This is a genomic window from Bacillus sp. BS3(2021), assembly GCF_021043345.1.
Lineage (GTDB): Bacteria > Bacillota > Bacilli > Bacillales > Bacillaceae > Bacillus > Bacillus paralicheniformis.
In genome coordinates this window covers 149963-164989 of the sequence record NZ_JAJNDM010000001.1, presented here as the reverse complement: position 1 = coordinate 164989, position 15027 = coordinate 149963, and the positions used below count along the sequence as shown (strand labels likewise).

Below are 15027 nucleotides of genomic sequence, written 5' to 3'. Positions count from 1 at the left end.
AAAAAGCATTCAGAAAATAATTCAAACAAGAATAGCGAAATGCCATTCTCATATTTATTCCAACATGATAAATTGGTCAGTAGAAGAGCCGCTATCAACAAAAGAACTGCATTGCTTCTAATCCAAAAATAACAAGTTTTTTTAATAGAAAACATATTTATTTTTCCTTTAGTTTTCAAACACTGATAATGCTCCAGCTATAGAACAGATTAGCACTAGAATAAAAACTATTCCTAATATCCGCTGCAGTAAAAACGGAAGACGTGCCAAAACTTTTTGAACTTCATAATTTAAAGAAGATACCAAGATAGCCACATATCTAAAAAAATCAGGTATTAAACCCTTTGTTTCATCATAAACATTTGATTCATATAGCTTAATAACTATTGTAGGAAAGAGTAAAGAAGCGAAAGCAAAAATCATATTCACAATTAAATATACTATAAGAATTGAACTCGGATACGGAATACTACTTGATAATATAAAACCGAAAAACAAACTAAAAACAGAAAAAACAGATACTCCTACGATAATATTTGATTTTAATAATGTTGTTTTAAGGCTTTGACGTGCATTTCCTTTTTTTGTTTGAAAACCATAAACCAATGCAAGTATAATCAAAAAACATTCTGCAATAAAAACAAATAAGAAAAACGAAGTTCCACTTCCATTGTTATTCCAATACGGTTTATTAATTAGTAGAAGCGACGAAAAAAGTAAAAGCATCACATTGCTTCTCAACCAAAAAAAGAAACTCTTTTTAATTGAAAACATAAAGTGTATCCTTTCTGTACTTTGAAAAAGAGGCTGCAATAGACGCAGCCGCTAGAAACACCCTACAATATCAATTGTTTTCAAAAATTAATCCGATCATGGTAAGCTCCCACAGCAAAACAGCGACGAAAATGACGCCCAATAGACGCTGTAATACAAAAGGGAGGCGGGCTAAAACGATTTGGACTTCGTAATTTATTGTCCAAGCAAAAAATAAAAAATAACGTAATAAGTCGTTTATATGCCCATTTGATTCCTCATAAATACTAAACTCATATTGTTTAATTACCCATGAAGGAAAAATTAAAGAAATCACTGCCATAATTACATTAATAAGTATAGAGGCATAAAATAATGAGCTTGGAAATGGCATATGCTCTCCCAAGGCAAGGGCAAAAAAGATACTTAAAAAAATTAACACAATAATGCCATGCACAAAATTTGATTTATTAAAAGCCCTTTTTCTCTGGCTAAGAATTACTTTTTCAGTTTGAAAACCATATACCAGAGAAAGCAAAATGAGAAAAAATTCTGCAGTGAAAACAAACATAAAAAACATGACATTGGCGTCTTTTTCCCAATAAGGTTTATTCATCAACAATAAAGCAGTTAACAACAAAAGAATAAAATTGCTTCTTAGCCAAAAGAATCGGCTTTTTTTAAAAGAGAATATCATACATAGAAACCCTTTCCATTAAAAATCATAAAATTCATTCATTGTATCTACTATTTTTTTAAAGTATTCGTTGACTGCCACCGGTTGAAGATATAGTGAACCGTCTTTTTTAATATTCTCATAATCTAAATGCCAAATGAAATTATCACTTCTTAGTAAAAACGCAACTTGTTCTAATCTTGTTTGGTTTTGAATATAGTCACTTTCTACAAAAGAAATATTATCGAGCTCTTGGTTGTTTGCTAAAAAATCAAAGGAAAATTGACTTATAGTCGGATGCGTTTTCGGGTCTTCCGCCATTCTTTTAATAACGTCAGCTTCAACCTCGTGAAACTCGTCAAATGAATCTTCATCCATTTCAAAAATTTCATGTTCTGGTTTTTTATCCGTATATGAATGATAAAATGTTTTCAACATTTCTAAAAACGACTCTCTGCTTCTTAAAATCGAAAAACTATGATTTTGATTTTCGATCTCCTGCACAATGAGTTCATCTTTTTGAACATGGTGTACAATCAGCACCTTTGTTCGATGGATACAGCGAACTTTTCGCTTTGATTGAATGAGTAAGTGAATCAGGTTTTCTAACCCTTTTTGTAAATTAGATTCTGTGTCATCATCCCAATATCCTCTTTGTTTTAAAAGATTTTCGGCTTGAATTGAAAATGGTTCAATGTCTTTTTCATCTTGAATTATCTGCTGCTCATTAATTATATCCTCAGCAGCTTTTTCATATCTGCACAATAGCAATGCGGCAACGAGTTCATTTGTTGTTAATATAATTTTAGAGTTTAACATTACACTCCTCCTTATTACCTGAACCAACTAGTGACAAATTCCTTTGCACTTGAAATTCCGTCTGAAATTGTTTCTGCAGTCTCAGATGCCTTTTGACTAATCCATTCACCTGCTTCTTTTCCTTTATCCTCTAACCAACCTCCGGCTTCCTCTCCCCATTCTTTCACAGTATCACCAGAAAATACAGATCCAACTATACCCACACCAGCTCCGATTGCCCCCCCGATAAGAGTGCCTGGTCCTGGGCATACCAACGAACCTAACCCTGCACCTCCTACAGTTAAGCCTGCTACTCCAGCATCCATTCCCAACCCTGCTGCCACACGTCCAGATTTCTCATATAATGACTTACCCTGATTATCATCACTAAAAAATTCAGCCGAATTAGTTAGAAATGAAAATGCAGTTCCAAAACCAGGAACCCTTTTAACTAACTTTCCAGGAGCTACTTCATCCTTAAACTTCCCAAGAGTCCCTTTCACATCAAGCTTAGTCTTATAACTCTTCAGTTCCTCTGGCTTATGCTTTAGGAAACTTTGGCTTTCTAAAATCTTTTCATATGATATTCTTGTTGTGTTAGGCCCCAACCCAACAATCTTTCTCAAAAGGCCGCTTGGTTTATTTTGAAATTTGCCGAGCCATTTTTTGATTGGTTTGCTTGAGTTTGGATCGCCTTTTTTCAGGATATTGTAAACAAACTGAGCCACCTTGGAATCGTATTTTCCGTTAGCTCCCTGCGTCCATTTCGGAGAGGCTTTCACACGGAAGTTTCCTTTCCCGTCTTTTTCAAGCTCAAGCATTTTCGTCGCCAGTACATTCACGGCTATGACGCCTTTTGTTACAGCCAAAGCGCCGTTTCCTGTACCGATTAAATCGAGCCATTCAGCGATTCTGCCCATCATTGTCGGATCGTCTTGTTTTTCTGCTAAATCAACGGCTTCGTCAATCATTTGTTTAACGACATCTGTTTCAGAAAAGTAGTTTTCAACCTCTTTAATCGTTTTTTTAGATAGGATCGCGCCTCCCTTTGACCAAGTGTTCACTTTTTCAGTGAGCTTGGAAAGCTGAGCGATCGAATTTGACGATTGTTTTAATATAGAATTAGTATCACGATCAAGCTCTTTTAAATCAGACACTGTGTTGTTCACATGTTTTTTTGCTTCGGAAATATGCTCATTAAATGATGCCAAAGAGATAGATCCGCCCCCAATCAACTGGCTGATTTTATCAAATTCGTCATTAATCGAATCAACCGTATCATTCGTTTGACGTTTCAGTTCTGTTAAGCCCTTTTTGACATCATGCGTCAGAAACTCTTCTTTTACAAAACCCTCTGTTGATTCATAGGTTCTGATTTTTGCTTTAATATCTTTTAAATTCTGTATGTATTGATCAATAAAGTGCTGAAAATAAAGCAGCACGGGAAGATGAAGAACCGAAAAGTGTTCTTTGATCGCATTTCCGCCTTCTCCTTTTAATGCATCATCAAGCTCTGCAATTTTTTGTACACTTTCCCTTATGGCATTGATTTCTTTTTCCTCTTGCTTTTTTTCCTTAATCAATTGGTCTATCGCGTCAATGACTTCAGAGACATCTAAAACTTTCAAGAGAAAACCAGCCCTCCTTATTTCATTTTTTGAGAGATGTTTTTATCAGTATCAATCAGGACTTTAATGTTTGACCATGCGTCCTTTTCAACTGAAGATAGCGCCTCCTTGTATTTTTTTAATAGCTGCTCGTATTCCTTTTCGATTTTTTTTATTTTGTTCACTACATCCATTGAAGAATTAGTGATATCGGCTTTTGAACCTGCTATCGAAAGTGCGCTGATTTTTGTCTGAAGGCTTGAAAACGCCGTTTTGACTTCTTCTGCTTTTACCTTTATTTCTGCCATTCTTTCACCTCAATGATTGACTTGTTTTTTTATATCTGTAAGCTGTTGTTTTTGTATACTTAGAAACATCTCCATATTAGAGATTTGCATTTCAAGATTTTCAATCTCTTGCTCAATATGTGAAATCAGACCATCTGTTTCTCTCTGTATACTTTGATAGCTGTGTGCAATATTTGATCTTATATTGATAAATTGATTTGTATGTCTACCGTTCCATATATGCGAAGTAATATCTGGCTGATTGATGAGATTGGCATTGTTTGAAAGGGTGTGAAGTTCACCGGTAATAGCTGTTTTTGCTTTTTTCAGTTCAGCGATTTTGCTTTGTGTATCCTTTATATTGTGAGATAAAGAAGAAATATCTTTTTCCAAAGAAGCGATTTTAGCAGCATGGTTTGACATATCGGGTTCACCTCGTTTTTCAGAAAATAAACGTCTGCACGTTACTATTCGCTTATTCCACAGTATTTCGGTTAGGTATATTGTTGCTTTCCGATTGAATCCAACGTTCTTATAAATCAGACCTTTTTCATATTACAATATCATCCAAAATAGGTAAATAGGATAATGGACTTGGTTTTCTTGGATTTTCTTGAATTGATCCATTCAAGCTTCTCACAATGTTCTTTGAAATAGCATTAGGTGCTTAGTTCAAATGACCTTCTTCAAATCTTGCCATTAAACAAACAGCACACACCCAAGGTTTTCTCAAAATATTCGTTTTTAAAAACCGCCGGATTTTCCGGCGGTTCCCTTTTAACTGCTCCATTTCTTGAATTTTTTAAAATATATACAAAAGGAAATGATTCCGCCAATTATACCTGTCAAAATTGCCAATATGAATGAAATAAACAACAAACCCAAATACCCCCATCCCAGCGCTTCATCCTGGGAAGGTTCGCCCGTCACAAAAGATTGCATGTAAAAATGCGACAGTATGGCATATAGGATAAATGAGCATATACCTATAAGGATAAAGATTAAAACACTAATACCAGAAGATACTAGAATACGTTTGGCCACGTTTAAAAAAACCTCCTATTTATCTATACCTTTCCGTCCATGTAAAAAGATGACACCTAAGACGTATTCATGCTACAAGAAAGATTAAAATAGGTAAATGAGAAAAAAAGCCCATAAAAACAGCACACACCCAAGGGTATGTGCTGTTTCTGCATGTTCTTCTATTCCGTAATCACCGTATGCACGAGCTTCGGCGCTTCGGCTTTCTCAGCGATTTGAATGTTATCGTAGACTTTTTCGATGACGTCATCGACATTTTCGCGGTTTGCGTATAGGGTAACCAATGGTTCGCCTTTTTCGACTGCGTCGCCGACTTTTTTGCGAAGCATGATGCCGACGGCGAGGTCGATTTTATCTTCTTTTGTTGCGCGGCCGGCGCCCAGCAGCATGGCCGCGACGCCGATTTGATCGGCGACGATTTCAGACACGACGCCTGCTTCTTTGGCAGGAACGTCGATTTTGTAGGCAGCCTGAGGCAGCTTTTCAGGGTTATCCGCGACAGAGCTGTCGCCGCCTTGGTTCTGAAGGAAATCCTTGAATTTTTGCAGCGCTTTTCCGTTTTTCATTACATCGATCAGTTTCTCTCTTGCTTCGTCAAGGGTCTCTGCCTTTTTGGCGAGAACGACCATTTGGCTGCCCAATGTTAAGACAAGCTCAGTCAAGTCTTCCGGACCTTCCCCTTTTAATGTATCGATCGCCTCTTTCACCTCAAGGGCATTTCCGATGGCAAATCCCAGCGGCTGGGACATGTCGGAGATGACAGCCATCGTTTGGCGGCCGACATTGTTTCCGATGCGGACCATCGCTTTCGCAAGGTTGACGGCGTCTTCATCGGTTTTCATAAAGGCGCCGGCGCCTGTTTTGACGTCAAGGACAATCGCGTCCGCCCCTGCGGCGATTTTCTTACTCATAATCGAGCTGGCAATCAGCGGGATCGAATTGACCGTGCCTGTCACATCGCGAAGGGCGTACAGTTTTTTGTCAGCAGGCGTCAAGTTTCCGCTTTGGCCGATGACGGCAACCTTGTCGCGGTTGACAAGTTTGATGAATTCGTCTTTAGAAAGTTCCACGTGAAACCCTTTGATCGCTTCGAGCTTGTCAATTGTTCCCCCTGTGTGTCCAAGGCCGCGGCCCGACATTTTGGCGACCGGGACGTCGAGAGCCGCAACAAGCGGCGCAAGTACGAGCGTCGTCGTGTCGCCGACGCCTCCTGTTGAGTGTTTGTCGACTTTGATGCCTTCAATCGCGGAAAGATCGATCGTTTCGCCTGAGTTGACCATCGCCATCGTGAGATCGGCCCGTTCTCTGTCCGTCATGTCCTGAAAATAGATGGCCATCGCCAGAGCGCTCGCCTGATAGTCAGGAATGCTGCCGTCTGTGTAGCCTTTAATGAAAAATTGAATTTCTTCTGTTGTCAATTCTTCTCCATTTTGTTTTTTAGTGATGATATCAACCATTCTCATTGTGATCACCAGTCCTTTTTTCAATGTTTATCAATAGATCAATCCTACAACGGTCGCTGTCAAGAAACTGACGAGCGTTGCGCCATACAGCAATTTCAAGCCAAAGCGTGCGACGACGTTTCCTTGTTTCTCATTCAGTCCTTTAACAGCGCCGGCGATAATTCCGATCGATGAGAAATTGGCAAATGAGACGAGGAAGACAGAAACAATCGCTTCGGTGCGGCCGCTGAAATGGAAGCTGCCTTGTGCGAGAGACTGCATCGCGACAAATTCATTTGAGACCATCTTGGTTGCCATGATACTTCCAGCATTCACCGCTTCATGCCATGGAATACCCATCAGGAAGGCAAACGGCGCAAAAATAAATCCGAGCAGTTCCTGGAATGATATGCCTAGTGCGGCGCTGAAAATGCCGTTAATCATTGCGATGATCGCGACAAATCCGATCAGCATAGCGGCCACGACGACGGCGACTTTAAAGCCGTCCATAATATATTCGCCCAGCATTTCAAAGAAGGATTGTTTTTCCTCTTCCTGTACCTCTACCATATCATGTTCTCGATCGACTTCATAAGGATTGATAATCGAAGCAATAATAAATCCGCCGAATAAGTTCAATACGAGCGCGGTGACAACGTATTCTGGCTTCAGCATCGTCATATAGGCGCCGACGATAGACATCGAGACAGTTGACATCGCTGAAGCGCACAGCGTGTAAAGTCTGTGCTTAGGCAGCAGCCCCAGCTGCTTTTTTAACGAAATGAATACTTCAGATTGCCCCAGTATCGCCGAGGCCACGGCATTGTATGACTCAAGTTTGCCCATCCCGTTGATTTTGCTAAGCGCAAGACCAATATATTTTATAATGAACGGAAGGATTCTCCAATATTGCAAAATACCGATTAAAGCAGAGATAAAAACAATCGGGAGCAGCACGCTGATGAAGAATGTGGATTCATTCACATTCACCAGCCCGCCAAAGACAAAATTTACACCTTCTGCGGCATATTCAAGCAAATACCCGAAGCCTTTGGCAAACCCGCCGACGAGATAGTTTCCGACGCCCGTGTTCAGCAAAACATATCCCAATGCAAATTGCAGCACGATCATGACGATAACCGGACGGTACTTCACTCTTTTTTTTCCGCTGCTGACCAGCCATGCAAGCCCTAAGACGACAAATAAACCGATGAGCCCGATAAGATATTTCATGTTTTGATCCTCCTGAGGATGTATTCGCTTACATTTTTGTGTCTGTGCGCAGGAAGCTTTCGCTTCCCGCCGCACTGGATCTTAGTAGTTATCTTCATTTTTTCCTTCTGCTCCGCTGACGATGGAAACGCCTGCACTTGCACCGATCCGGGTCGCTCCGGCTGAGATCATGCTTTCAACGTCCTCTTTTGTTCGAATGCCTCCAGATGCTTTGACACCGATGTCGGGTCCGACTGTTTTCCGCATGAGGGCGATATCTTCCGCTGTCGCTCCGCCGGTTGAGAACCCGGTTGAAGTTTTGACAAAGTCGGCACCGGCAGCAACAGCCAAGCGGCAAGCCCGCTCTTTTTCCTCGTCTGTCAACAGACACGTTTCAATGATGACTTTAACAAGCGCTTTACCTTTTGCGGCTTCAACGACTCCGCGGATGTCCGCCTCGACAAAGTCATCGTCTCCGTCTTTTAAAGCGGCGATGTTGATGACCATGTCCACCTCTGTCGCGCCTTTTGCGATCGCGTCTTTTGTTTCAAACGCTTTTGTTTCTGTCGTGTTGGCGCCCAGCGGAAAACCGATGACTGTGCAAACATCGATTTCCGTTCCTTTCAGCTCTTTGGCGGCGAATTCAACCCATGTCGGGTTGACGCAAACTGAAGCGAATTGGTGTGTTTTCGCTTCTTCTATTAATTTTTCAATCTCGGATTTTTGTGTATGCGGTTTCAATGCTGTATGATCAATGAGATTTGCAATCGTCATATACTAGCACTTCCTTTATATAAGATAGTTTCAGCATAACCGATTTTTGAACAAATGTAAATTACCATATGAAATTTTGTTCAATAGAAAATAAAGTAAAATCCAGGCTGTTCTTCCTGGACACTTTAATCATCTAGCAGTTCTTTCGCCGTATGCTGATCAATAATCAGCACATTGGCATATTTGCCTTTTAGTGCACCATGAATAGCGGCTTTTTTCCGGCTGCCGCCCGCTACGAGAATCGACCGTTCTTTTTCCCTCAAGTCAGCCAATTCAATGCCGATCGTCCGCGAGTCGATAGCATGGCTGCAAATGTTTCCCTCCGCATCAAAAAAGCGCGAACAAATATCGCCGACTCCACGTTCTTTCAGAAGGGCTTTTTCCTCTTCATGAAAATACCCCAGCCTGAACAGCAGGGCTTCATCACGGACTGTGCCGACTGTAAATAACGCAATGTTCGCCTGTTTGCCCATTTCTATGATCCGCTTAATGTGCCTGTCCCGCTCTACCATCTGTTTAACTTCCGGGTTGTCAAACACGACCGGAAGCGGCAGATACCTCGGCATCGTTTGAAAGGCTTCGGCAAACAGCTGAATCGTTTCAGACGAATAGGTGTTGACACTTGAGTGGCTGATTCCGCCTTTCAGTTGTACGACCTCTGCGCCCTTCACCTGTTTGGGCTGCATATTTTGGGCGATTTGGTACATTGTCGTTCCCCAGCTGACGCCGACAATGTCGCCGTCCTTGACTGCGCCGTGCATGTATTCGGCTCCGAAGCGGCTGAGATAATGCGTGATGGTCGTATAATCCGCGGTCGGCGAAAAAACAACATGTGCTTCCATGAGCCCGTATTTTTCCTCAAGCATCGCACCGAGCGCATCCATATCTTCAAACGGATCCATGACGCGGATTTGGACATACCCCTTTTCCTTGGCGAACTGCAGCAGCCTTGATACCGTCGGTCTTGAAATCTGCAGCTGTTCGGCGATTTGCTGCTGGCTGTAGTCAGACTGATAATAGAGCCTCGCAACTTCAATGCTCAATTGCTGTTTTTCCTTGTCCATCACGTTCCTCCCCTTTAGTAACGCTTTAACCCATATTATATAGGTTCATGCTCCTTCTCATCCAGCTGAATTGCAAAAAGACGGCCAGTATGCCGGCCCATGCGCCACTACATGTGTTCATATCATATCTTATCCTTTATATATACATCTTTTTCTGCTGTCAGTTCTTCAGCTGCGCTTGTCCGCCGGTAAAACACGGTTTCATCTCATAGCTGAATCAATACCTCACCAAGATTTTTTCTGGTTGCTCTGGTCTCACACAGGCTATCCATTCACGTCCTCCGTTTATTTCTTTTGGTATTTTTTATGAAAATCAATACGAAAATCCTTCTATTGATGGAAAAACATTTTATTATTGGACTTACGTCCTCTTTTTGGATAGTCCAAAAAGATCAAAAAATCTAGCAATCTCCATTTTTTCATTTATAATAAGTAAGTCAAAATTATTCTCAAAAAAAAACATTCGGGGTGATCTATCGTGAAAGCACCCGTGAGGTATATATGGATTGGTATGATCCTGTGCTTTTTATCGGCCAGTCTGGCCGTCGGTTGTATCAAAGCTGAAGATCAGTCAGATGATGACAAAAATGATGAAGCGCTGCAGCCTGCCGAACACTTCGTTTACCATCATTTAATGAGCGATCAGGGGCTGATTAAAACCAGCTTTTCTGACCAGCCTGTTTACTTGTCGGAATCGCTTGGCTTGTGGATGGAATTTTTGATCAGTAAAAAAGACGGCGAGCATTTTCATGAGCAATATCAGCACCTGACCGAATCCTTCCTTATGAAAAACAACCTGGTCTCATGGCAAATCCAAAACGGCCAGACAAGCGGGGTAAACGCCTTGATCGATGATCTCAGAATCATGGTGAGCCTCGATCAAGCGGCAGCTCTATGGGGAAACAGCGAGTATAAACAAACCGCTCTGAACATCGGTTCCGCATTAAAAACGCACAACATGAACAACGGGATATTGACGGACTTTTACGACTCCGCCTCTCAATCCGCATCAAAGGATATCACGCTTTCCTATATCATGCCAGATGCGCTATCCGTCTTGAAAAAAAACGGAGTGATTGATAAGGATACCGAAAGGCGGAACGCCAACATTCTTTACCGCGCCCCTTTGAAAAACGGTTTTCTCCCGAAAGTGTACAGTACAGAAACGAAAGCATACACCTATGACCATGAAGTCAATCTCATTGATCAGCTTTACACAGCTTGGCATTTACCGCCGAAGGATCAAAAAGCCGCTGTATTAGCGGATTGGCTCAAACAGACGTTTCAAACCGGCGGCAAACTGTATGGCCGGTACTCGATCGATACAAAAAAGCCGGCGGTTCAATACGAATCTCCATCCGTCTACGCTTTGACGATATTATTTTTCATCAACCAAAACGAAGATCAAGACGTCATCAAAGCGCTGTATGATCGAATGAATGATTTTGAAATTCTTGATTCGTCTGAGACGTATTATGGGGGATATATGAGCGGAAATGATACGCATTCTTTTGATAACCTGCTGCCTCTATTAGCCGAAAGGAAGCTTTTAAATGAAAATATCATTCAATGATTCGCAAAAAATGTTCGCTTATATGACGGGAATAGCAGCAGCTCTTGCGTTGTTCATCCATTATGTCTCAGCCCCGCAGTCCGAATCCATTCTCATCATTTGCATCACACTTGCCATCATCGCAGCGGGAATATGGCTCGGATCGATTTACGCACTGGCTGGGACGATCATCGTCCTGTTTGTTCTCGGAACTTTGATGATGTTTCTTCACACAGACGCTTCGTCTGAAACGGAATTGCAAACCCTCGTCATCTGGGGAATAGCGCTTTTGCTGTTCTCCTTCATGTCAGGGAGAATCCATGACATCGCGATCGGACTTCACCGCTCTGTCAAACACCTTCAAGACGAGATCAATAGCTTCGTTGCAATTGACAGGGTGACAGGCTTTGATAATAAACAGAGGATGAAGCTGGAGCTCTCGGAAGAAATCAAGCGGGCAGAGCGGTATGGCAACTCATTTGTTTTTTTACTGCTGCAAATGCATTATTTCAAAGAGTTCAAATCCCTGTACGGAGAAAAAGAAACCGACCGTCTCTTTCAATTTGTCAGCAGTCAAATCAGATCATGTGTCCGGGAAACGGATAAAAAATTCCGGCCTGCCGAAGAGCGGTTTGGCATCCTGCTGACACACACGCCTGCTGAGCATATGCCTGCCGTCCTTGAAAAACTGAAGAAACAGCTGGACACATACCAGCTGAAAAACGGCAAGTATGTCACCTTGACCTTCCACGTGTGCCACTTATCATATCAAAACGATTTAAAGACTGCTGAGCAATTTTTAGAAGAACTAGAAAACGAGATGATGATGAATGAACTGTAAGCGGATATTACTTCTATGCGCGGCTGTCCTTATCCTGGCTGCGGTTTTTCATGTTCCGGACACCGCCGGGGCAAAGCAGCAGGAGCGCGGCATTCTCATCATCTATTCAACATTGGACGGCAAAAAATCAGCCGATGTGAAAATGCTCGACCTTATCGCCGGACATTTTACATCCCATGTGACCGTTGTAAATGATGCGGATGTCAAAGCTGCGGATCTGGCAGGAAAAGACCGCGTCATCTATTACGGACAAACGAAAAGAAAGCTGAACAAAAAGCTCGCGCAGCTGATCAGCTCCTTCCAAAAACCTGTGACAGCGATCGGCTTTAACGCCGGGCAGTTCAGCCAATTTGCAGATCTTTCGCTGAAAAGCGAAGACAATGTGTATCAGATTCGCAGCACAAATGAGGAACACGATACCTCTTTAGAAAGCGGAATTCGTGTCCTTGAGGTATCAGGCTTGAAGGGAAAAGCGTTGTACACATACAAAGCTGACGACGGAAAAGCTCACCCATTCGCATGGAAAACCGGCAAAAGTAACGTGTACATCGGTTTAACCGATTTGCTCAACAACAACCTCCTCGCCGCTAAGCAGCTCAGACAGGCATTTGGTGAAACCCCGGACAGCACGCTGTTATATTTGCGGCTTGAGGATATCAGCCCAATGTCGGATGAAAAACTGCTGCTCCAAGCCGGGGCTTATCTGCATAAACGAAATATTCCTTTTATCCTTTCTGTGATTCCGGTATATGTCAATCCTGAAACGGGCGACAAAGTCTATATGTCTGAAAAGCCGAAGCTTGTCAACGTGCTGAGAAAGCTGCAGGATATGGGCGGCAGTGTAATTGTTCACGGGTATACCCATACATACCGCTACAGCGAAACCGGTGAAGGATTCGAGTTTTGGGATGCTAAAGCCGATCAGCCGATCACATCGCAAAATGCGAAAGAGCCCGCGACCCTTTTGCAAAAGGAACAGAACTTTCCGAATGAAGAAGCATATCAAAACTATTTGAAGCCGTTCAGAAAAAATGAGGAAATGTACACGCGGCAGAAGCTGACGAACGCTATTGAAGATCTCACCGCAGAAGGACTGTATCCGCTCGCGTTTGAAGCGCCGCACTATACGATGTCAGAGCACGGCTATCAGATCGCCTCACAGTATTTTACAAGCTTGTTAGGCCAGGTTCAGCTTAGCGATACAACATGGAAAACGTCAGGCGCCGGGCCTTTTGTTACCAAACCAGCAATACTCCATGGGATGACGCTCTATCCTGAGACCATCGGCTATGTTGATCAATCGGATCAAAATCCGCTCGGCAAAGTCGAGGAACGCATCTCTCAAATGATCGATTTTGAAGGCGGAGTAGCCGGCGCATTTTATCATCCTTATCTTGGAATGAAATATCTCCCTGAGCTGGTTGATCAAATGGAACGCATTCCGAACAGCGAATGGCTCGATATTAAAAAGACAAAGCAAACCGTTAAAACAGATAAAGTGGAAATTCACACAAGCGGAGATGGAACGATTCAAGTTAAAAGCAAAGTCAGCGCCATTGAGACGTTTTTCGATCATCACCAGCAAAGCCCGCTGGAAAAGGCGCTTTGGATTCTCTCTCTTATTGTGCTCTTGTTTGTTGTCATGTTTGTGAGCTATACCCTTTACTTGAGAGCCACATTAAAAAAACGAATCTTTAAGGAGAGAAAAAACCGTGGGTAATGTTCTGTTCCTAGTCTCTTTAAGCTTAATATGGGTCATGCTTCTGTATCACATGTTTCTGATGCAGGGCGGATTCCGCCACTATATGACCTTCGAACGGAACATGCCGAAGTGGAAAGAGAACGTGAAGGATCTTCCGAAGGTCAGCGTTCTGATTCCTGCGCATAACGAAGAGGTCGTGATTCGGCAGACGCTGAAGGCGATGGTGAATCTCTATTATCCGAAGGACCGGCTGGAGATTATCGTCATCAACGACAATTCATCTGACCGGACGGGCGACATTGTAGGTGAGTTTTCCAGACAATACGACTTTATTAAAATGGTCGTGACCAAACCTCCGCATGCCGGAAAGGGAAAATCGACGGCGCTCAATTGCGGTTTTGCCGAATCAAGCGGAGATGTCATTTGTGTGTATGACGCCGACAACACGCCCGAAAAAATGGCTGTTTATTACCTTGTCCTCGGGCTCATGAATGATCAGAAAGCCGGAGCAGTGGTGGGAAAATTCCGCGTCATCAATGCGGCGAAAACATTGCTCACAAAATTTATCAATATCGAAACGATTTGTTTCCAATGGATGGCACAGGGCGGGAGATGGAAATGGTTCAAAATCGCCACGATCCCCGGCACCAATTTCGCCATCAGGAGAAGCATTATCGAACAGCTGGGCGGCTGGGACGATCAGGCGCTCGCGGAGGATACCGAGCTTACGATCCGGGTCTACAACCTCGGCTACCACATCCGCTTCTTCCCGGCGGCCGTCACTTGGGAGCAGGAGCCGGAAACGTGGAAAGTCTGGTGGCGTCAACGGACAAGATGGGCGCGCGGCAACCAGTATGTCGTCCTGAAATTTTTGGCTCAATTTTTCAAGCTGAAGAGGAAACGGATTATTTTTGATTTGTTTTATTTCTTTTTTACGTATTTTTTGTTTTTCTTTGGTGTCATCATGTCAAATGCGCTTTTTGTGATCAATTTATTTTATAATCTGCATCTTTCATTCGGTTTTTTGTCTATCATCTTATGGGTTTTGGCTTTCTTTCTATTTATGACGGAGGTCATGATTACACTGAGCATCGAAAAAACAGAAATGAACAGGCAGAACTTTTTCATCGTTTTTCTGATGTACTTTACATACTCGCAGGCTTGGATTGCGCTCGTGATTTATTCTTTATTCGTCGAAATCAAGCACCGCCTGTTCAAGCAAGAGGTTAAATGGTACAAAACAGAACGATACAATCAAAAGAAAAGCGGGTGACT

Annotated in this window: 15 protein-coding genes; 4 read left to right on the top strand and 11 right to left on the bottom strand. The window is 42.5% G+C overall.

What is annotated here, in order from left to right; genetic code table 11:
- Positions 1-168: 168 nt before the first annotated feature.
- The 11 genes from LQ247_RS00780 to LQ247_RS00730 all read right to left on the bottom strand — a co-directional run bounded on the left by LQ247_RS00780 (position 169) and on the right by LQ247_RS00730 (position 9657).
- Positions 169-774 carry a hypothetical protein gene (locus tag LQ247_RS00780; protein WP_020453518.1) on the bottom strand — a complete coding sequence of 202 codons (606 nt, stop codon included), beginning with the start codon at positions 772-774 and terminating at the stop codon, positions 169-171.
- Between the two features lie 70 nt (positions 775-844).
- Positions 845-1450: a hypothetical protein gene (locus LQ247_RS00775; protein WP_020453519.1), complete on the bottom strand. Its 606-nt coding sequence runs from the start codon at positions 1448-1450 to the stop codon at positions 845-847.
- An 18-nt stretch (positions 1451-1468) separates the two neighbouring features.
- On the bottom strand, positions 1469-2248 hold the full coding sequence (locus LQ247_RS00770; protein WP_020453520.1) for a hypothetical protein: 780 nt from the start codon (positions 2246-2248) through the stop codon (positions 1469-1471).
- Positions 2249-2262: 14 nt separating this feature from the next.
- On the bottom strand, positions 2263-3855 hold the full coding sequence (locus LQ247_RS00765) for a ribonuclease YeeF family protein (RefSeq protein WP_020453521.1): 1593 nt from the start codon (positions 3853-3855) through the stop codon (positions 2263-2265).
- Positions 3856-3872: 17 nt separating this feature from the next.
- Positions 3873-4142, bottom strand: a complete 270-nt coding sequence (locus LQ247_RS00760) for a YwqI/YxiC family protein (protein WP_020453522.1) — start codon at positions 4140-4142, stop codon at positions 3873-3875.
- Between the two features lie 9 nt (positions 4143-4151).
- The gene (locus LQ247_RS00755) at positions 4152-4544 is read right to left on the bottom strand and encodes a DUF5082 domain-containing protein (RefSeq protein ID WP_144497515.1); all 393 of its coding nucleotides are present in this window, start codon (positions 4542-4544) and stop codon (positions 4152-4154) included.
- A 354-nt stretch (positions 4545-4898) separates the two neighbouring features.
- A complete protein-coding gene (locus tag LQ247_RS00750) occupies positions 4899-5165 on the bottom strand; it encodes a hypothetical protein (RefSeq protein ID WP_026580364.1) in 267 nt (88 codons plus the stop codon).
- 161 nt (positions 5166-5326) lie between these two features.
- A complete protein-coding gene (locus LQ247_RS00745; RefSeq protein ID WP_095291318.1) occupies positions 5327-6628 on the bottom strand; it encodes a pyrimidine-nucleoside phosphorylase in 1302 nt (433 codons plus the stop codon).
- 30 nt (positions 6629-6658) lie between these two features.
- Positions 6659-7840 carry a NupC/NupG family nucleoside CNT transporter gene (locus LQ247_RS00740; protein WP_020453525.1) on the bottom strand — a complete coding sequence of 394 codons (1182 nt, stop codon included), beginning with the start codon at positions 7838-7840 and terminating at the stop codon, positions 6659-6661.
- Positions 7841-7921: 81 nt separating this feature from the next.
- The gene (gene deoC, locus LQ247_RS00735; protein WP_020453526.1) at positions 7922-8593 is read right to left on the bottom strand and encodes a deoxyribose-phosphate aldolase; all 672 of its coding nucleotides are present in this window, start codon (positions 8591-8593) and stop codon (positions 7922-7924) included.
- Positions 8594-8718: 125 nt separating this feature from the next.
- Positions 8719-9657, bottom strand: a complete 939-nt coding sequence (locus tag LQ247_RS00730; protein ID WP_145929936.1) for a sugar-binding transcriptional regulator — start codon at positions 9655-9657, stop codon at positions 8719-8721.
- 511 nt (positions 9658-10168) lie between these two features.
- Between LQ247_RS00730 and LQ247_RS00725 the strand changes: the two genes are divergently transcribed.
- From LQ247_RS00725 to LQ247_RS00710, 4 genes are read left to right on the top strand one after another with little or no spacing between them, the layout of a single operon-like run.
- Positions 10169-11230 (top strand): lipoprotein YdaJ, encoded by a 1062-nt coding sequence (locus tag LQ247_RS00725; protein ID WP_269145971.1) that lies wholly within the window; start codon positions 10169-10171, stop codon positions 11228-11230.
- Entirely contained in the window at positions 11211-12050 is an 840-nt protein-coding gene (locus tag LQ247_RS00720; RefSeq protein ID WP_020453529.1) for a diguanylate cyclase domain-containing protein, read from the top strand. The genes LQ247_RS00725 and LQ247_RS00720 overlap by 20 nt, the downstream gene beginning before the upstream one ends.
- Positions 12040-13770: a DUF2334 domain-containing protein gene (locus tag LQ247_RS00715; RefSeq protein ID WP_144497510.1), complete on the top strand. Its 1731-nt coding sequence runs from the start codon at positions 12040-12042 to the stop codon at positions 13768-13770. The genes LQ247_RS00720 and LQ247_RS00715 overlap by 11 nt, the downstream gene beginning before the upstream one ends.
- A complete protein-coding gene (locus LQ247_RS00710; RefSeq protein WP_020453531.1) occupies positions 13763-15025 on the top strand; it encodes a glycosyltransferase family 2 protein in 1263 nt (420 codons plus the stop codon). The genes LQ247_RS00715 and LQ247_RS00710 overlap by 8 nt, the downstream gene beginning before the upstream one ends.
- The last annotated feature ends 2 nt before the right edge of the window (positions 15026-15027 follow it).